Origin of the sequence: Klebsiella sp. BIGb0132 (genome assembly GCF_024810075.1) — a bacterium.
GTDB classification, from domain to species: Bacteria; Pseudomonadota; Gammaproteobacteria; order Enterobacterales; family Enterobacteriaceae; genus Klebsiella; species Klebsiella terrigena.
The window spans coordinates 324,090-343,092 of sequence record NZ_JANUDW010000003.1; the positions used below are offsets into that span (position 1 = coordinate 324,090).

General features: G+C 59.5%; 13 protein-coding genes. 9 read left to right on the forward strand and 4 right to left on the reverse strand.

What is annotated here, in order from left to right; translation table 11 throughout:
• Positions 1-42: 42 nt before the first annotated feature.
• Positions 43-894, reverse strand: coding sequence for a type II secretion system protein GspC (gene gspC, locus M2416_RS13080; protein ID WP_076946517.1), 852 nt, complete (start codon positions 892-894; stop codon positions 43-45).
• A gap of 306 nt (positions 895-1,200) precedes the next feature.
• On the opposite strand from gspC, the gene pulA reads away from it, so the two are divergent.
• Both pulA and gspB read left to right on the forward strand, forming a co-directional pair.
• Positions 1,201-4,473 (forward strand): pullulanase-type alpha-1,6-glucosidase, encoded by a 3,273-nt coding sequence (pulA, locus tag M2416_RS13085; RefSeq protein WP_259224401.1) that lies wholly within the window; start codon positions 1,201-1,203, stop codon positions 4,471-4,473.
• A gap of 90 nt (positions 4,474-4,563) precedes the next feature.
• The gene (gene gspB / locus M2416_RS13090; protein ID WP_041144110.1) at positions 4,564-5,124 is read left to right on the forward strand and encodes a type II secretion system assembly factor GspB; all 561 of its coding nucleotides are present in this window, start codon (positions 4,564-4,566) and stop codon (positions 5,122-5,124) included.
• Between the two features lie 41 nt (positions 5,125-5,165).
• Here the strand turns inward: gspB and gspS are convergent, their stop codons facing one another.
• Positions 5,166-5,540, reverse strand: a complete 375-nt coding sequence (gspS, locus tag M2416_RS13095; protein ID WP_076946353.1) for a type II secretion system pilot lipoprotein GspS — start codon at positions 5,538-5,540, stop codon at positions 5,166-5,168.
• 613 nt (positions 5,541-6,153) lie between these two features.
• Between gspS and mrcB the strand changes: the two genes are divergently transcribed.
• From mrcB to fhuB, 5 genes are all read left to right on the forward strand, one after another.
• The gene (gene mrcB / locus M2416_RS13100; protein ID WP_076946352.1) at positions 6,154-8,700 is read left to right on the forward strand and encodes a bifunctional glycosyl transferase/transpeptidase; all 2,547 of its coding nucleotides are present in this window, start codon (positions 6,154-6,156) and stop codon (positions 8,698-8,700) included.
• A 286-nt stretch (positions 8,701-8,986) separates the two neighbouring features.
• Positions 8,987-11,194, forward strand: a complete 2,208-nt coding sequence (gene fhuA / locus M2416_RS13105) for a ferrichrome porin FhuA (RefSeq protein WP_259224407.1) — start codon at positions 8,987-8,989, stop codon at positions 11,192-11,194.
• A gap of 47 nt (positions 11,195-11,241) precedes the next feature.
• Positions 11,242-12,039 carry a Fe3+-hydroxamate ABC transporter ATP-binding protein FhuC gene (gene fhuC, locus M2416_RS13110; protein WP_041144114.1) on the forward strand — a complete coding sequence of 266 codons (798 nt, stop codon included), beginning with the start codon at positions 11,242-11,244 and terminating at the stop codon, positions 12,037-12,039.
• Positions 12,039-12,929: a Fe(3+)-hydroxamate ABC transporter substrate-binding protein FhuD gene (gene fhuD, locus M2416_RS13115; protein ID WP_259224410.1), complete on the forward strand. Its 891-nt coding sequence runs from the start codon at positions 12,039-12,041 to the stop codon at positions 12,927-12,929. Before fhuC ends, fhuD begins: the two co-directional genes overlap by 1 nt.
• Entirely contained in the window at positions 12,926-14,908 is a 1,983-nt protein-coding gene (fhuB, locus tag M2416_RS13120) for a Fe(3+)-hydroxamate ABC transporter permease FhuB (protein WP_076946349.1), read from the forward strand. Before fhuD ends, fhuB begins: the two co-directional genes overlap by 4 nt.
• Positions 14,909-14,970: 62 nt before the next feature.
• On the opposite strand, the gene hemL is transcribed toward fhuB, so the two are convergent.
• Positions 14,971-16,251, reverse strand: a complete 1,281-nt coding sequence (gene hemL / locus M2416_RS13125) for a glutamate-1-semialdehyde 2,1-aminomutase (RefSeq protein WP_259224412.1) — start codon at positions 16,249-16,251, stop codon at positions 14,971-14,973.
• 180 nt (positions 16,252-16,431) lie between these two features.
• Here hemL and clcA point away from each other — a divergent pair, with 180 nt between their 5' ends.
• Complete coding sequence (gene clcA, locus M2416_RS13130; RefSeq protein ID WP_259224418.1) at positions 16,432-17,850, forward strand: H(+)/Cl(-) exchange transporter ClcA; 1,419 nt, start codon at positions 16,432-16,434, stop codon at positions 17,848-17,850.
• An 82-nt stretch (positions 17,851-17,932) separates the two neighbouring features.
• On the forward strand, positions 17,933-18,277 hold the full coding sequence (erpA, locus tag M2416_RS13135; RefSeq protein WP_041144119.1) for an iron-sulfur cluster insertion protein ErpA: 345 nt from the start codon (positions 17,933-17,935) through the stop codon (positions 18,275-18,277).
• Positions 18,278-18,368: 91 nt separating this feature from the next.
• Here the strand turns inward: erpA and M2416_RS13140 are convergent, their stop codons facing one another.
• Positions 18,369-18,992, reverse strand: coding sequence for a TRIC cation channel family protein (locus tag M2416_RS13140; RefSeq protein WP_041144120.1), 624 nt, complete (start codon positions 18,990-18,992; stop codon positions 18,369-18,371).
• Between the last annotated feature and the right edge of the window lie 11 nt (positions 18,993-19,003).

Consider the following 19,003-nt stretch of genomic DNA (forward strand, 5'->3'; position numbering starts at 1 on the left):
CAGCAGCGTAAAAAGCAGGCGGAAAATTAGGGTGCTGCGCAATTATTCATCCCTCAAGGCTAAATAGATATCCTGCCGCTGGCCGTCGCGTTCGACGGTTAGCGTTATTTCGCTGAGCTCGGGGAGCTGTTTTAATGCTTGCTGAGCCTGCTGCCGATCGCGGAGATCGAGACCGTTCAGCGCGACCGCCAGATCGTTTTCCTGTAATCCGGCCTGGCGAAAAAGAGTGGGGTCTTTGCCCGGATTAAGGCGATATCCGCTGAGCTGCTCATTGACCATAATCGGGGAAATATTGAGATAGTTGAGAATATTTTGCGGCCGCTCGCGCACCTGCTTAACCCACTCTTTCGCCGGCGGCGTCGGAGCGGACTTCACCGCTGCGCCAGCGTCGTCAAAGAGCGGTATCGCTTCGTTTCTGCCCCGATAGTTAACGATCAGGCGATCGTTAAGAATGGCGACTATTTTTGCTTCGTTACCCGGGGTGCTGTCGCCAACGCCCAGGCTAACCTGTTGATTCCCTTTCGCCACGATGGCAATTGAACGTGCGGCATCGCTGCTGGCAAGCAGGCCGGTGATCCGCAGCTTGAGGGCGGAGAGTGGCGCCTCGGCCAGGCTTTTACCGTCGGCTGAACCGTCCGCAGGCGGCGGCGTTTTTTCCGCATGGCCAAATAGCGTAAACGGCGCTAATTCGTCCGGCCGAATAGCCGCCGGGGAAGGTAAAACCGCCGCGGCGTTAATCGTCATAGCCGCAGAGTCTACAGGGAATATAATCCGCCAGCTTAATTTGGCGAGCTGCTGAGCAATAGGTAATAACATGACGAACATCACAATATGAGGCGCGTTGTTTATTATCGTTTTATTTGTTAGTGTTAACCTCATCACAGAAAAAGGTATTTTAATTCTTTTTCTCATCCTGTTTTCCCCGGGGCGGTCGCGATCCCTACCTGTATTGGTGGGTGGCTTTTTATATTTAAATCTTTTATTGCGAAATTCTCGGTGAGTCGCCGCAAAGCATAATGAGTTTCGCTATCCGGGTCGTCATTCCCTTTTTATTTTTACTCCCCCGGCCGCCTACGCCCCCCCATTAATTGCTAATGGATGATTGAATCGCTGAAAACAAAAATATCTAATTGCGGCGCTTTACAGATAAACATCTTTTCTTACCTTTCATAATTTATTAAGCATATTAGGGACTATCGAATGCTCAGATATACCTGTAATGCCCTATTCCTTGGCTCGTTGGTTTTACTTAGCGGCTGCGATAATAGTTCTTCATCTTCTTCCTCTGGCTCACCCGACACGCCCGATAATCAGGACGTTGTTGTTCGTTTACCCGATGTGGCGGTTCCCGGTGAAGCTGCCACGGCTTCCTCTCAGCAGGCAGTCATTCATCTGGTTGATATTGCTGGTATTACCAGCGCCACTGCCGCGGATTACAGTACCCGGAATCTCTATCTCTGGAATAATGAAACCTGCGATGCGCTAAGCGCCCCGATGACGGACTGGAATGACGTCAGCACCACGCCGAGCGGCAGCGACAAATACGGCCCGTACTGGGTGATTCCGCTCAATAAAGAGAGCGGCTGCATCAACGTTATCGTCAGAGATGGCACCAACAAGCTGATCGATAGCGATCTGCGCGTGTCGTTCAGCGACTTTACCGACCGCACGGTCTCGGTTATCGCCGGCAGCAGCTCGCTGTATGATACCCGTGCGGATGCGTTTCGCGCCGCGTTTGGCGTGGCGCTTGCCGAGGCCCACTGGGTCGACAAGACCACCCTACTGTGGCCGGGCGGCGAGGGCAAACCGATCGTTCGCCTGTACTACAGCCACAGCAGCAAAGTGGCCGCCGATAGCGAAGGTAAATTTACCGACCGCTATCTGAACCTGACTCCCACTACCGTCAGCCAGCAGGTGAGCATGCGCTTCCCGCAGCTCTCCAGCTACGCCGCCTTTAAGCTTCCGGATAATGCGCCGGTTGATGAGCTGCTGCAGGGCGAAACGGTGGCGATTGCCGCCGAGAAGGACGGCATTCTGATCTCCGCCACCCAGGTGCAGACGGCGGGCGTGCTGGACGACGTCTACGCGCAGCCGGCGGAGGCCCTCAGCTACGGGGCGCAGGTGAGCGATGGCGGGGTTAATTTCCGCCTGTGGGCGCCGACCGCGCAGCAGGTCGATCTGGTGCTGTATAGCGCCGATAAAAAGGTTCTCGCCAGCCATCCGATGACCCGCGACGCGGCCTCGGGCGCCTGGGCATGGCAGGGCGGAAGCGATCTGAAGGGGGCCTTCTACCGCTATGCGCTGACGGTTTACCACCCGCAGTCGCGCAAGGTTGAACAGTACGAGGTGACCGACCCGTACGCCCATAGCCTCTCCACCAATTCGGAGTACAGCCAGGTTGTCGATCTGAACGACAGCGCGCTCAAGCCCGACGGCTGGGATAGCCTGGCGATGCCTCACGCGCAGAAAACCAAAGCCGATCTGGCGAAGATGACCATTCATGAATCGCATATTCGCGACCTTTCCGCCTGGGACAGCACCGTTCCGGCCGAGCTGCGCGGTAAGTATCTGGCGCTCACCGCTCAGGACAGCAATATGGTGCAGCACCTGAAAAAGCTCTCCGCCTCCGGGGTGACCCACGTTGAGCTGCTGCCGGTGTTCGATCTGGCGACGGTCAACGAGTTCAGCGATAAAGTTGCCGACATCCAGCAGCCGTTCAGCCACCTCTGCGAAATCAACAGCGCGGTGAAGAGCAGCGAATTTGCCGCCTACTGCGCCAGCGGTTCGACGGTGGAAGAGGTGCTTAATCAGCTCAAGCAAAGCGATAGCCAGGATAACCCGCAGATTCAGGCGCTGAATAGCCTGGTGGCGCAGACCGATTCCTACAACTGGGGCTACGATCCGTTCCACTACACGGTGCCGGAAGGCTCTTACGCCACGAACCCGGAAGGAACCGCGCGGATCAAAGAGTTCCGTACCATGATCCAGGCGATTAAGCAGGATCTGGGAATGAACGTGATCATGGACGTGGTGTACAACCACACCAACGCCGCCGGGCCAACAGACCGGACTTCGGTGCTGGATAAAATCGTCCCCTGGTACTATCAGCGTCTGAACGAAACCACCGGCAGCGTTGAATCGGCAACCTGCTGCTCGGACTCCGCGCCGGAGCATCGGATGTTCGCCAAGCTTATCGCCGACTCGCTGGCGGTATGGACCACCGATTACAAAATTGACGGTTTCCGTTTCGACCTGATGGGCTATCACCCGAAAGCGCAGATCCTCTCGGCGTGGGAGCGGATGAAGAGCTTAAATCCGGATATCTACTTCTTCGGCGAAGGCTGGGACTCCGGGCAGAGCGACCGTTTCGAAATCGCTTCGCAGATCAATCTCAAAGGTAGCGGGATCGGGACCTTCTCCGATCGTCTGCGCGACTCGGTGCGCGGCGGCGGTCCGTTTGACTCCGGCGATGCGCTGCGTCAGAACCAGGGGATCGGCAGCGGCGCCGGCGTATTGCCTAACGAGCTCACCAGCCAGAACGAAGATACGGTGCGCCACCTTGCCGATCTGACGCGTCTGGGCATGGCCGGCAACCTCGCCGACTTTGTGATGATCGATAAAGACGGCGCGGTGAAAAAGGGCAGCGAGATCGACTACAACGGCGCGCCGGGGGGCTATGCGGCTGACCCGACGGAGGTTGTTAACTACGTTTCGAAGCACGATAACCAGACGCTGTGGGACATGATCAGCTACAAAGCCGCGCAGGAGGCCGACCTTAATACCCGCGTGCGGATGCAGGCGGTATCGCTGGCGACGGTGATGCTGGGTCAGGGGATCGCCTTCGATCAGCAGGGTTCGGAGCTGCTGCGCTCTAAATCCTTCACCCGCGACTCCTATGATTCCGGCGACTGGTTTAACCGCGTCGATTACGCCATGCAGGACAACAACTTTAACGTCGGGATGCCGCGCAGCAGCGATGACGGCAGCAACTACGATCTGATTTCCCGCGTTAAGGAGATGGTGGCGACCCCCGGCGAGCCGGAGCTGCAGCAGATGACCGCGTTCTACCAGGAGCTGACCCAGCTGCGCAAATCATCCCCGCTCTTCACCTTAGGTGACGGCAGCGCGGTGATGAAGCGCGTCGATTTCCGCAATACCGGCGCTGATTCGCTGGCTGGCCTGCTGATCATGACCATCGATGACGGCGTCCAGGCGGGCGCAAGCCTCGATGGCCGGGTGGATGGCCTGGTCGTGGCGATCAACGCGGCGCCTGAGAGCCGGACCCTCCATGATTTCACTGGTGAAAACCTGCAGCTGAGCGCCATTCAGCAGGCGGCGGGAGAGGGATCGCTGGCGAACGGCGTCGAGATCGCTGCCGATGGCGCGATTACGCTGCCGGCCTGGTCCGTCGCGGTGCTGGAAAAACCGCAGGGCGATGCGCAGGGCGCTGGCCTGCCGGTAAGCAGCAAATAAAGCATCTCTTTAGCTGACCTGCATTCACGGGGTCAGGCAGCCCGGCGCTCGGCGTCGGGCTGCGATTCTTTCGCTATCAGGAGAAAGGGTGTGATGATTCGCCATGATGAAGAGTGCCCGATGCCCGCGGTGAGCGTCCGGGAGGCGGGATCGCCGGTGATGGTTGGTACAATGGTGCAGGTTCCCTGGCTTACCGTTCCGCTCTACGCCGCGCTATTTATCGCGCTGGGCTGGTTTGGCGGCGAGCAGTGGCGAAACGCGCCGGTCGCGCAAAAGCCGCTGGTGCCGGTGGCGCATGCGGCGCTGGTGCCGCTTAGCCAGCCTGCACCGCAGCAGGCGGCCTCCGTACCGGTATCTGCTCCGACAAAGCAAAAGGCGCAGGCCAGCGTCGAGGAGGAGAGCCCGCAGGAGGAGGATTATTTACCGGCATTACGCTACAGCGCGCATATCTACGCCTCGAGCGAGGATAAGCGCACGATTGTGATCAACGGTCAAAGCTGGCAGGAGGGGCAATCGCCGCTGCCGAATCTGGTGATTGAGCAGATTCAGCAGGATTTAACCGTGTTTAGCTTTAAGGGCAATACGTTTACTCTGGCGGCGCTGGATGACTGGCCGGGAGGTATTATTGCGGATAGTCCACAGGGGCAATAAATTAGGCGCCAATAAAACGCAAAATAAGCGGCTGCGACATTTTATGCGCGATCTAAGCCGGCAATAAAGGGCGCCAGCTGGCGATTAAACTGACTGCATTTGGTTGTTTCCGGAGTGCTGTCCTGCTGCAGCTGTTGATACATCTGCGCGCTGCGCTGAGCCAGGGTTGCGTAATCGATATTTCCCCATCCTCTTTTTTTCCCGACATTCCACGCGGCCTGGGTGAGGGCTTCATCTGCGGGCAGATCGCTGCGATTGCATTTGTTCTTCAGATAGCGGGCGCCTGCGGCTACCGACGAGAGCTGCTCAAGCTGCGCCTCGCTGCTGACGCCAGGGCTTAACGTTGAGGAGCGATTCTGCTGACAGCCTGAAAGCACGGCGATCATGATAAGCGGAAATATAACGAAAGTTCGCATAATATTAAGCTGGAATGGTTAACTGAAGGCTAGTTTAACAAATATTTCCCCGCTGTCATCAGTAAATATTATTATATATAGCTAAGCGCCTCTCACTTTTATCCACGGATGGTTTAAGATTTATCTTTACTTCCGGGAAAAATATTTATTGTCACAGTCCGAATATAATATTTCGTGTGTCGGGAAGTTTTCGTTTTTATCCGCAGCGCGGGGGCCGAAAAGCGTGAAGCGCACGGGGCGGCGGGGCGCATTTTTTATGCTATTAAAAAACATAATATTTTCCCTTTTGTTACCCTTTGGCGGGGTAAAATGCTGGTTAAGCATATCCTGGTTTAGTGCTATCCTGTGTTCCCTGGACGATTAGTGCTATGTCCCAAAATTCTCTGCAGGTGAAGTATGTAAGATGATGATTTATTTTGTGATTTTTTAACTAAACTCATGAGAATCGATCATAGCTGCGCCGTGAGACGCTGACCGCGCGAAGTACGGTCAATAGATGGTCGCCTGCAGGAATAAGACCCCACGGGCGTGAATTTGAGAGATATCTTCTTCCTCTGGCAGGGGGAAGCATTGAGAATCAGGCTTTTACGCCTGAAAGTTGCGGAGAAAAAGCATGGCGGGAGATGACCGCGAGCCTATCGGACGTAAGGGTAAACCCTCGCGTCCGGCAAAACAAAAAGTGACTCGTCGTCGGGTTCGGGACGAGGACTATGACGATGATTACGACGACGATTATGAGGACGAAGAGCCGATGCCGAAGAAAGCGAAAGGCAAAGGTAACAAGCCTCGGCGTAAACGTACCTGGCTGTGGCTGTTGATCAAGCTGGGTATCGTTGTCGCGGTGCTGGTTGCCGCCTATGGCGTCTACCTCGATCAGAAGATCCGCAGCCGCATTGACGGCAAGGTTTGGGAGCTTCCGGCGGCGGTGTATGGCCGGATGGTCAACCTTGAGCCCGATATGCAGGTCAGCAAAAACGAAATGGTGCGCCTGCTGAACGCCACGCAGTATCGTCAGGTGAGCGCGATGACGCGCCCGGGCGAATACACCGTGCAGGCCAACAGCATCGAGATGATTCGCCGTCCGTTTGATTTCCCGGACAGTAAAGAAGGGCAGGTGCGCGCGCGTCTGACCTTTGATGGCGATCGTCTGGAAACGATCGAGAACATGGAGAATAACCGCCAGTTTGGCTTCTTCCGCCTCGATCCGCGGCTGATCACCATGCTGCAGTCGGCCAACGGCGAGCAGCGCCTGTTCGTTAAGCGCAGCGGCTTCCCGGATCTGCTGGTTGATACTCTGCTGGCTACCGAAGACCGCCACTTTTACGAGCATGACGGGATCAGCCTGTACTCGATTGGTCGTGCGGTGCTGGCTAACCTGACGGCGGGGCGCACGGTGCAGGGCGCCAGTACCCTGACCCAGCAGCTGGTGAAAAACCTGTTCCTCTCCAGCGAGCGCTCCTACTGGCGTAAGGCCAACGAAGCCTATATGGCGCTGATCGTTGACGCCCGTTACAGCAAGGATCGGATCCTCGAGCTGTATATGAACGAGGTCTACCTCGGTCAGAGCGGCGATAACGAAATTCGCGGCTTCCCGCTGGCCAGCCTTTACTACTTTGGCCGCCCGGTGGAAGAGCTGAGCCTTGACCAGCAGGCTCTGCTGGTGGGGATGGTAAAAGGCGCATCGATTTACAACCCGTGGCGTAATCCGAAGCTGTCGCTGGAGCGTCGTAACCTGGTTCTGCGTCTGTTGCAGCAGCAGAACGTTATCGACCAGGAGCTGTACGACATGCTGAGCGCCCGTCCTCTGGGCGTGCAGCCGCGCGGCGGCGTCATTTCTCCGCAGCCGGCGTTTATGCAGATGGTGCGTCAGGAGCTGCAGGCGAAGCTGGGCGATAAGGTGAAAGATCTCTCCGGCGTGAAGATCTTTACGACCTTCGATTCCGTGGCGCAGGACGCGGCGGAAAAGGCGGCCACCGAAGGGATCCCGGCGCTGAAGAAGCAGCGTAAGCTGCCGGATCTGGAAACCGCGATGGTGGTCGTTGACCGCTATACCGGCGAGGTGCGGGCCATGGTCGGCGGCGCGGAGCCGCAGTTTGCGGGCTATAACCGCGCGATGCAGGCCCGTCGTTCGATTGGTTCTCTGGCCAAGCCGGCGACCTATCTGACCGCGTTAAGCCAGCCGAACCAGTACCGTCTGAATACCGCCATTGCCGATGCGCCGGTGACGATTCGTCTCTCCAACGGCCAGACCTGGTCCCCGCAGAACGACGATCGTCGCTTTAGCGGCCAGGTGATGCTGGTTGATGCGCTGACGCGTTCGATGAACGTGCCGACGGTCAACCTCGGGATGGCGCTGGGCCTGCCGGCGGTGATCGATACCTGGGTTAAACTGGGGGCGCCGAAAGACCAGCTCAGCCCGGTCCCGGCGATGATCCTCGGGGCGCTGAACCTGACGCCAATTGAAGTGGCGCAGGCGTTCCAGACCATCGCCAGCGGCGGTAACCGCGCGACGCTGTCGGCGCTGCGTTCGGTGATTGCCGAAGATGGCACCGTCCTGTATCAGAGCTATCCGCAGGCTGAGCGGGCGGTTCCTGCGCAGGCCGCATACATGACGCTGTGGACCATGCAGCAGGTTGTGCAGCGCGGCACCGGTCGCCAGCTTGGGGCGAAATATCCGGGTCTGCATCTGGCAGGGAAAACCGGGACCACCAACAACAACGTCGATACGTGGTTCGCCGGTATCGACGGAAGCCAGGTGACGATTACCTGGGTGGGTCGCGATAACAACCAGCCGACGAAGCTGTACGGTGCCAGCGGCGCGATGTCGATTTATCAGCGCTATCTGGCCAACCAGACGCCAACGCCGCTGGTGCTGACGGCGCCGGAAGACGTGGTGGATATGGGCGTCGACGGCAGCGGTAACTTCGTCTGTAGCGGAGGCCTGCGAACGCTGCCGGTATGGACTACCGCGCCGGATGCGCTCTGCCGTCAGGGTGAGCAGATCCAGCAGCAGCAGCTTGAGCAACAGCAGCAGAACAATCCGTTTAATCAGTCCGGTCAGCAGCCTCAGCAGCAGCAGCCGGCGACCCAGCAGCCGCCGAAGCAGGAAAAAAGTGACGGCGTTGCGGGCTGGATTAAGGATATGTTCGGCAGTAATTAACGATCCGCCTGCTTCTGCAGGGCGCCTCGCTGCGGCCTGCAGGCCGTGCGAATAGGTTGTTACAACATTAGCCCTCTGATACTTCAGTATTAGAGGGCTTTTTCATTTCTGTAGATTACTTAACAGTCACTTAACCCCACAATTACCGTCTGGTTATTTATTCAGCCTTTGGCATCTCAGCAGGGGCATATTGCTTGCCTTGCATTTCGCGTTTCGCCTATTATGTCAGCCGTCATAATAATAATTCTCGTTTACGTTATCATTCACCTTTATCAGAGATCTACCAATGGCGCGTCCAAAAACTGCTCAGCCAAATCACTCGCTGCGTAAAATCGCAGTCGTAGTAGCCACGGCGGTTAGCGGCATGTCTGTCTATGCACAGGCGGCAGTTGAACCGAAAAAAGAAGAAACCATTACCGTTATCGCGGCCCCCGTCAGCCAGGAAAGCGCCTGGGGACCGGCTCCGACTATCGCGGCAAAGCGCTCCGCAACTGCCACCAAAACCGATACCCCGATTGAAAAAACGCCGCAGTCGATCTCCGTGGTGACCCGCCAGGAAATGGAGATGAAGCAGCCGACAACGGTGAAAGAAGCGCTGGCCTATACGCCGGGCGTTTTCTCCACTCGCGGCAGCTCAACGACCTATGACGTGGTGACAATTCGCGGCTTTACGACCTCGACAACGGTAAACACCAACCAGTATCTGGATGGCATGAAGCTGCAGGGGAATAACTACTCTGAAGTGTCGATGGACCCCTACTTCCTCGAGCGCGTGGAAGTGATGCGCGGACCAACCTCCGTGCTGTACGGCAACAGCAACCCTGGCGGCATCGTCAGCATGGTCAGCAAGCGCCCGACGACCGAGCCGCTGAAAGAAATTCAGTTCAAAATGGGCACCGATAACCTGTGGCAGACGGGGTTCGATTTTAGCGATGCGATTGATGATAACGGCGTATGGTCCTATCGCCTGACCGGCCTGGGCCGCAGCCAGGACGCGCAGCAGCAGATGGCGAAATCGACCCGCTACGCGGTGGCGCCTTCCTTTAGCTGGCGTCCGGATGATAAAACCGACTTCACCTTCCTGAGCAACTTCCAGAACGATCCGTATGCGGGCTACTACGGCTGGCTTCCGCGCGAAGGGACCGTGGTGCCGTACTACGACGCTAACGGTAACGCGCACAAGCTGCCGACCGATTTCAACGAAGGCGAACCGAGCAACAAGATGTCGCGCCGCCAGCAGATGGTGGGCTACAGCTTCTCACACCAGTTTGACGATACCTTTACCGTTCGTCAGAACCTGCGCTACGCCGACGTCAATACGCTCTATCGCTCCGTTTACGGCAACGGCTACACGGCGCCGGGACAGATCAACCGCGCCTACGTGCGCTCTGATGAACATCTCAACACCTTCACCGTTGATACCCAGCTGCAGTCCGACTTTGCTACCGGCGCGGTGGACCATAAGCTGCTGACCGGCGTGGACTATTCGCGCATGCGCAACGACGTCAATGCCGACTACGGTTCTGCGGATCCGATCGGCATGTCCAATCCGCAGTACGGTAATCCAAACGTCTCGGTGTACTTCCCGTACGCGGTGCTCAACCGGATGGAGCAGACCGGCCTCTATGCCCAGGATCAGATGGAGTGGGATAAGTGGGTGATGACGCTGGGCGGACGCTATGACTACGCCACGACCTCTACGCTGACGCGCGCCACTAACGTTCTGGCCGAAAATCACGACCAGCAGTTTACCTGGCGCGGCGGTATTAACTATCTGTTCGACAACGGTATCTCTCCGTACTTCAGCTACAGCCAGTCGTTTGAGCCGGTTTCAGGCTCGGGCCTCGACGGCAAACCGTTCGATCCGTCGCGCGGCGAGCAGTATGAAGCGGGCGTGAAATACGTGCCGAAAGATATGCCGGTAGTGGTGACCGCGGCGGTGTACCAGCTGACCAAGGATAAAAACCTGACGGCAGATCCGCGCAACCCGACGTTTAGCATTCAAACCGGCGAGATCCGCGCGCGCGGCCTGGAGCTGGAGGCGAAAGCGGCGGTGAACGCCAATATCAACCTCACCGCAGCCTATACCTACACCGATGCTGAGTACCAGCACGACACCGTATTTAACGGCAAACGTCCGGCGGAAGTTCCGCGCAATATGGCGTCGCTGTGGGCGGATTACACCTTCCACGAAACCGCGCTGAGCGGCCTGACGGTCGGCGCCGGCGCGCGCTACGTTGGCTCTACGGTTAGCTACTACAAAAACGATACCGCCGATGCGAAGCAGAATGACTCCTTCGGCGTCGCGGGCTACGCGTTGATGGATGCGACGGTGAAATACGATCTGGCGCGCTTTGGTTTACCGGGCTCGTCGGTGGGTATCAACGTCAATAATCTGTTCGATCGCGAGTACGTTTCCAGCTGCTATAGCGAATATGCGTGCTACTGGGGCGCAGGGCGTCAGGTCATTGCGACCGGAACCTTCCGTTTCTAATCACTCACCGGGCGCGGTTCGCCGCGCCGTTAAACAAGTTGGCCGCTATGCAGGAAAACACTCCGCAATCCGATACCACGTTTTCGTTGAATCGCGTGACCTTTCGCGTGCCTGGTCGTACGCTGCTGCATCCGCTTTCGTTAACCTTCCCGGCAGGAAAAGTGACCGGCCTGATTGGTCATAACGGCTCCGGCAAATCGACGCTGTTGAAAATGCTCGGCCGCCATCAGCCGCCGTCAGAGGGCGAGGTGCTGCTCGACGGTCAGCCTCTCGATAGCTGGAGCAGCAAGGCGTTTGCCCGCAAGGTGGCCTATCTGCCGCAGCAGCTGCCCGCGGCGGAGGGGATGACGGTGCGCGAGCTGGTGGCGATTGGACGCTATCCGTGGCACGGGGCGCTGGGGCGCTTTGGCGCGACCGATCGGCAGAAGGTCGAGGAGGCGATTACGCTGGTCGGGCTAAAACCGTTGGCGCATCGGCTGGTCGATAGCCTCTCCGGCGGCGAGCGCCAGCGCGCGTGGATTGCCATGCTGGTGGCCCAGGACAGCCGCTGTCTGCTGCTGGATGAGCCCACCTCGGCGCTGGATATTGCTCATCAGGTTGACGTGCTGGCGCTGGTGCATCGCCTGAGCCAGCAGCGCGGCCTGACGGTGATTGCCGTACTGCACGATATCAATATGGCGGCCCGCTACTGCGACTATCTGGTGGCCCTGCGCGGCGGCGAGATGATTGCTCAGGGCACGTCGACTGAGCTGATGCGTAGCGAAACGCTGGAACAAATTTACGGCATCCCGATGGGAATTCTGCCGCATCCGGCGGGCAGTGCGCCGGTAAGCTTCGTCTATTAATGGAAAAAACCAACGTGATCACCCGCCGACGTTTACTGACGGCGATGGCGCTATCGCCGCTGCTGTGGCAGATGCGCGGCGCGCGGGCGGCGACCGTCGATCCGCAGCGCATCGTGGCGCTGGAGTGGCTGCCGGTCGAGCTGCTGCTGGCGCTGGGCGTCGTGCCGTACGGCGTCGCTGATATCCCGAACTATCGCCTGTGGGTGAATGAACCGGCGCTGCCGGACTCGGTCATTGACGTCGGGCTGCGCACGGAACCCAATCTTGAACTGCTGACGCAGATGAACCCTTCATATATCGTCTGGTCGGCAGGCTACGGCCCGTCGTCAGAGAAGCTGGCGCGTATTGCGCCGGGGCGCGGATTTACCTTCAGCGACGGCAAGCGGCCGCTGATGATGGCGCAGCAGTCGCTCAACGAGATGGCCGAGCTTATCGGCAAGCAGCAGGCCGCGAAGCGTCATCTGGCAGCGTTCGACGCGCTGATGGACGAACTGCGCCCGCGCTTCGCCCACCGCGGCGATCGGCCGCTGCTGATGATTAGCCTGCTCGACCCGCGCCACGTCCTGGTTTTCGGTGATAACTGCCTGTTTCAGGAAATCCTCGAGCGCTTTGGTATCAAAAACGCCTGGCGCGGGGAGAGCACCTTCTGGGGCAGCGTGACCGTCGGCATCGACCGGCTGGCGGCCTATAAGGATGTAGATGTGATCTGCTTCGACCACGGCAACGATAGCGAAATGGCGCAGCTGATGCGCTCCCCGCTGTGGCGGGCGATGCCGTTTGTCCGCGAAGGGCGCTTCCAGCGCGTTCCGGCGGTGTGGTTTTACGGCGCCACGCTCTCGGCGATGCACTTTGCCCGCGTGCTGGCTGACGCGCAGGGAGGCCCGGCGTGAGATCGCGAATTTCTCCTCTGGCGGCTCTGCTGCTGGCCATACTGCTGATTGCCGCCTTCGCGCTCAGCCTCTTTAATCTGCGCACCGCGCTGCCGCAGAACGAGTGGCGACAGGCGCTGTGGCAGCCTGATATCGATAGTATCGCCCAGATGCTGTTTCACTACAGCCTGCTGCCGAGGCTGGCGGTATCGCTGCTGGTGGGCGCGGGCCTGGGGCTGGTCGGCGTCCTGTTCCAGCAGGTGCTGCGCAATCCGCTGGCGGAGCCGACGACTCTTGGCGTCGCCACCGGCGCTCAGCTGGGGATGACGGTTACCGCGCTGTGGGCGATCCCCGGCGTGCTGGCATCGCAGTTCGCCGCCCTGGCGGGCGCGTGCCTGGTCGGTGCGCTGGTGTTTGGCGTCTCCTGGGGCAAACGACTCTCGCCGGTGACCCTGATCCTCGCCGGCCTGGTCGTCAGCCTTTACTGCGGGGCGCTCAATCAGCTGATGGTCATTTTCCATCACGACCAGCTGCAGAGCATGTTCCTGTGGAGCACCGGCACCCTGACGCAAACCGACTGGAGCGTAGCGCAGCGGCTGTGGCCGCAGCTGCTCGGCGGCGCGATGCTCACGCTGCTGCTGCTGCGGCCTCTCACCCTGATGGGGCTGGACGACGGCGTGGCGCGCAACCTCGGCCTGGCGCTCTCCCTGGCGCGCCTCGGGGCGCTCTCCCTGGCGATTGTTCTCAGCGCGATGCTGGTGAATGCGGTGGGGATTATCGGCTTTATCGGCCTGTTTGCCCCGCTGCTGGCAAAAATGCTCGGCGCCCGCCGCCTGCTCTCGCGCCTGCTGCTGGCGGCGCTGATTGGCGCGCTGATCCTCTGGCTCTCCGATCAAATCATTCTGTGGCTTGCCCGCGTCTGGATGGAGGTGTCAACCGGATCGGTGACCGCGCTGGTCGGCGCGCCGCTGCTGCTGTGGCTGCTGCCGCGCCTGCGCAGTATTAGCGCCCCGGTGATGAACGCCGGCGATAAGGTGCTGGCGGAGCGGCAGAACGTGCTGTGGTTCGCCCTCGGCGGGCTGGCAATTCTGCTGCTGGCGGTGATTGCGGCGCTGGCCTTTGGCCGCGATGCGCAGAGCTGGCACTGGGCCAGCGGTACGCTGCTGGATCAGCTGATGCCGTGGCGCTGGCCGCGGATCCTGGCGGCCCTGTTTGCCGGGGTGATGCTGGCGGTGGCGGGCTGCATTATTCAGCGCCTGACCGGTAACCCGATGGCCAGCCCTGAAGTGTTGGGGATCAGCTCCGGCGCGGCGTTTGGCGTGGTCGTGATGCTGTTCTTTGTCCCCGGCAACGCCTTTGGCTGGCTGCTGCCTGCCGGCAGCCTCGGCGCGGCCGCGACGCTGCTGGTGATTCTGGTTGCTGCCGGACGCGGCGGCTTTTCGCCGCATCGGATGCTGCTGGCGGGCATGGCGTTGAGCACCGCTTTCACCATGCTGCTGATGATGCTGCAGGCCAGCGGCGATCCGCGGATGGCGCAGATTCTGACGTGGATCTCCGGCTCAACCTACGGCGCGACGCCGGAGATGGTGGCGTACAGCGGCTGTGCGATGCTGGTGCTGTTGGCCCTGGCGCCGCTGTGCCGCCGCTGGCTAACGATCCTGCCGCTCGGCGGCGAGGCGGCGCGCGCGGTAGGGGTTGCGCTGACGCCGTCGCGCATCGGCCTGCTGCTGCTGGCCGCCTGCCTGACGGCCACGGCAACGCTGACCATCGGCCCGTTAAGCTTTGTCGGTCTGATGGCACCGCATATTGCGCGCATGATGGGGTTCCGCCGCACGATACCGCATATGGTGATGTCCGGGCTGATTGGCGGCCTGCTGCTGGTGTTTGCCGACTGGTGCGGGCGGATGATCATGTTCCCGTATCAGATCCCGGCAGGCCTGCTGTCGACCTTTATCGGCGCGCCGTACTTTATCTATTTGCTGAGGAAGCAGAGCCGCTAGCTTATCGTGGCGAAGGGTCGTTATTCCGGGCGAGGCGTGATGCTCGCCCGGAAGTGCCTGGACTACAGTTTGGCGAACGCGCGGCGCGCGGCGGCGATGGTATTGTTGATATCGTCTTCGCTGTGGGCAACGGACATAAATCCGGCTTCAAACGCCGAAGGCGCCAGATACACGCCCTCTTCCAGCATCAGGTGGAAGAAGCGCTTGAAGCGCTCAACGTCGCACTTCACCACGTCCTGATAGCAGGTGACGCTTTCGGCGTCGGTAAAGAAGAGGCCGAACATGCCGCCAACGTTATTCACCACCAGCGGAATGCCCGCGTCGCGCGCGGCGTCCAGCAGCCCCTGGGCCAGCTGGTTGGTTAAATCCGTCAGCGTTTCGTGAACTCCCGGCTGCGCCACTTCGGTTAAGCAGGCGAAGCCCGCCGCCATGGCGATCGGGTTACCGGACAGGGTGCCCGCCTGATAGACCGGGCCGGTCGGCGCCAGCGCATCCATCACTTCACGACGGCCGCCGAAGGCGCCCACCGGCATGCCGCCGCCGATGATTTTGCCCAGGCAGGTCAGATCAGGGACCACATCGTAGTACGACTGGGCGCCAGCCAGGGCAACGCGGAAGCCGGTCATCACTTCGTCAATAATCAGCAGGGCGCCAAATTCGTCGCACAGCGCGCGCAGGCCCGGCAGGAACTCCGGCTGCGGCGGGATGCAGTTCATATTGCCCGCCACCGGCTCAACGATAATGCAGGCAACCTCCTGCGGATACTGCTCGAATGCGGCGCGGACCGACGCCAGGTCGTTATAGGTGCAGGTCAGGGTATGTTTGGCGAAATCGGCCGGCACGCCCGGGGAGTTCGGCTGGCCGAGGGTCAGGGCGCCGGAGCCCGCTTTGACCAGCAGGCAGTCGGCGTGACCGTGGTAGCAGCCTTCAAATTTGATGATTTTATCGCGGCCGGTAAACCCGCGCGCCAGGCGAATGGCGCTCATGGTGGCCTCGGTGCCGGAGTTAACCATCCGCACCATATCCATCGTCGGCACCAGCTCCGTCACCAGCGCCGCCATTTTTACTTCCATTTCCGTCGGTGCGCCGAAGCTCAGGCCGCGCTGCGCCGCTTCAATGACCGCATTACGAATGGCCGGGTGGTTGTGACCGAGCACCATCGGGCCCCAGGAACCGACATAATCGATGTAGGCTTTACCGTCGACGTCGTACAGATAGGCGCCGTCCGCACGTTCGATAAACAGCGGCGTGCCGCCAACGCCGCTAAAGGCTCGTACCGGCGAGTTAACGCCGCCGGGGATAAGCTCACGCGCGGCGCTATAGAGAGTTTCAGATTTGCTCATTGCCTGGTTCCTGATTCGTGAAAAATGTTTTGCCGGTTATTCTAAGTTATTCCAGGATAGTTATGAAAGTTTTGCCCAATTGAAACAAAGCGCCAGCGGTGAATTTTTTCCGCGACGGGGGGCGTTCTGGCAGTTAAAATGCCCTCTGTACTATTTGTATGACTATTAACCGACGAGAGTATGAAAGCACAAGCCTCCTCTTTTGAAGCAAAACAAATCGTGCGCCTGCGTCGCGGCGACGTCGTTCGCCGCCTGGTTCAGCGGGATAAAACGCCGCTGGCGGTGCTGTTAATGGCCGCCGTCGTCGGAACCCTGGCCGGGCTGGTGGGCGTCGCTTTTGAAAAAAGCGTCAACTGGGTGCAGAACCAGCGCATCGAAACCCTGCTGCAGGTGGCGGACTACCGTTTCCTGGTCTGGCCGCTGGCCTTTATCACCTCCGCGCTGCTGGCAATGGTCGGCTACTTCCTGGTGCGTCGCTTTGCGCCGGAGGCGGGCGGCTCCGGGATCCCGGAAATCGAAGGGGCGCTGGAAGAGCTGCGACCGGTTCGCTGGTGGCGGGTGCTGCCGGTGAAGTTTATCGGCGGGATGGGAACCCTGGGCGCCGGCATGGTGCTGGGCCGTGAAGGGCCGATGGTGCAGCTCGGCGGGAATCTTGGGCGTATGGTGGTGGACGTATTCCGCATGCGCAGCCCCGAAGCGCGCCATACGCTGCTGGCAACCGGCGCCGCTGCGGGCCTCTCCGCCGCGTTCAATGCGCCGCTGGCGGGGATCCTGTTTATTATTGAAGAGATGCGCCCGCAGTTCCGCTACAACCTGATCTCTATTAAAGCCGTGTTTACCGGCGTGATTATGTCGAGCATCGTATTTCGCATCTTTAACGGGGAAGGGGCGATTATCGAGGTCGGTAGGCTGAGCAATGCGCCGGTCAACACCCTGTGGCTGTATCTGATTCTGGGGATGATTTTCGGCGCGATTGGCCCGCTTTTTAACACCCTGGTGCTGCGTACCCAGGATATGTTCCAGCGTCTTCACGGCGGCGATCTCAAAAAGTGGGTGCTGATTGGCGGCCTGATTGGCGGCAGCTGCGGTATTCTCGGGCTGATCCAGCCTGCGGCTGCCGGGGGCGGGTTTAACCTCATTCCGATTGCCGCGGCGGGTAACTTCTCCGTTGGCCTGCTGCTGTTTATTTTTATCGCCAGGGTGATTACCACGCTGCTGTGCTTCTCCTCCGGCGCGCCCGGCGGGATTTTTGCGCCGATGCTGGCGCTGGGAACCCTGCTGGGAACGGCATTCGGTATGGCGGCGACGCCGCTGTTTCCGGGCTATCATCTCGATCCGGGCACCTTTGCCATCGCCGGCATGGGCGCGCTGCTCGCCGCCTCGGTGCGCGCGCCGCTGACCGGAATTGTGCTGGTGCTGGAGATGACCGATAACTATCAGCTCATTTTGCCAATGATTATTACCTGCCTCGGCGCAACACTACTGGCTCAATTTCTCGGGGGTAAACCCTTGTATTCAACTATCCTTGAACGAACGCTGGCGAAACAGGCCGCTGAACAGGAGGCAAAAGCGCGTGCGGTTGCCGGGGAGAATACTTGAACGATTTACCAGGGTATTAGATAATGGCTCAAAAGGTCCGGTTATTCTTTAAGCGGATCGGCAGTATTAATGGGAGCATAAAATGAGTGATGATGTCGTGTTGCCGCTGGAGTTTACCGAAGCCGCAGCCAAAAAAGTAAAATTCCTGATTTCTGATGAAGACAACCCGAACCTGAAGCTGCGCGTTTATATCACCGGCGGCGGCTGCAGCGGTTTCCAGTATGGCTTCACCTTCGACGATCAGGTTAACGAAGGGGATATGACCATCGAGAAGCAGGGCGTTGGCCTGGTGGTTGACCCAATGAGCCTGCAGTATCTGGTCGGCGGCGCCGTCGATTACACCGAAGGCCTCGAAGGCTCACGTTTTATCGTGACCAACCCGAATGCGAAAAGCACCTGCGGCTGCGGATCTTCGTTTAGCGTTTGATTCGATCCCGCCGAAGTGGGGCCCATGGACGGGCCGCGCAGCCGGCACCTCTTCCCCGACTGCGGCCGATTTACGCCACGTAGCCCGCGTTCTAACGCCCGTTATCATCCAGCGCAAACGTCGGCAGCTTCAGGTGCCAGCGGATTGCCGCCAGCCGAATGACCAGCGTCACGGCCATCCCCATCATCGCCGAATTTTGCAGCGACACGTGAAACGTATCGTAGGCCGTTGCGTGCACGATACCGCCGACAATGCAGGCCGTGGCATAGATTTCGGTACGTAAAATCATCGGGATTTCACGCGCCAGCACGTCGCGAATAATGCCGCCGCCGACGCCGGTCACCACCCCCATGCAGACCGCGACCAGCGGACCGCTGTGGGCAATAAAGGCTTTATTGACGCCGATGCCGACAAAGACCGCCAGGCCGACGGCGTCGAGCACCGGCAGTATCCATTTTGGCAGCCGGCGCGGCTGGCGTACCAGCAGGATAGTCAGCATGCTGGTCACCATGGCCACCACCAGGTCCGTTGGGTCTTTAACCCAGAACACCGGGCCGTTGGCGAGCGCCATATCGCGGATCGTCCCGCCGCCCACGGCAGTCACCACCCCCAGCACCAGCACGCCGAAAGGGTCCATCCGCAGTTTGCCGGCCAGCAACACGCCGGAGATCGCAAATACGGCGGTGCCAATAATATCCAGCCAATAGACAAGCATCGTCAGTTCCC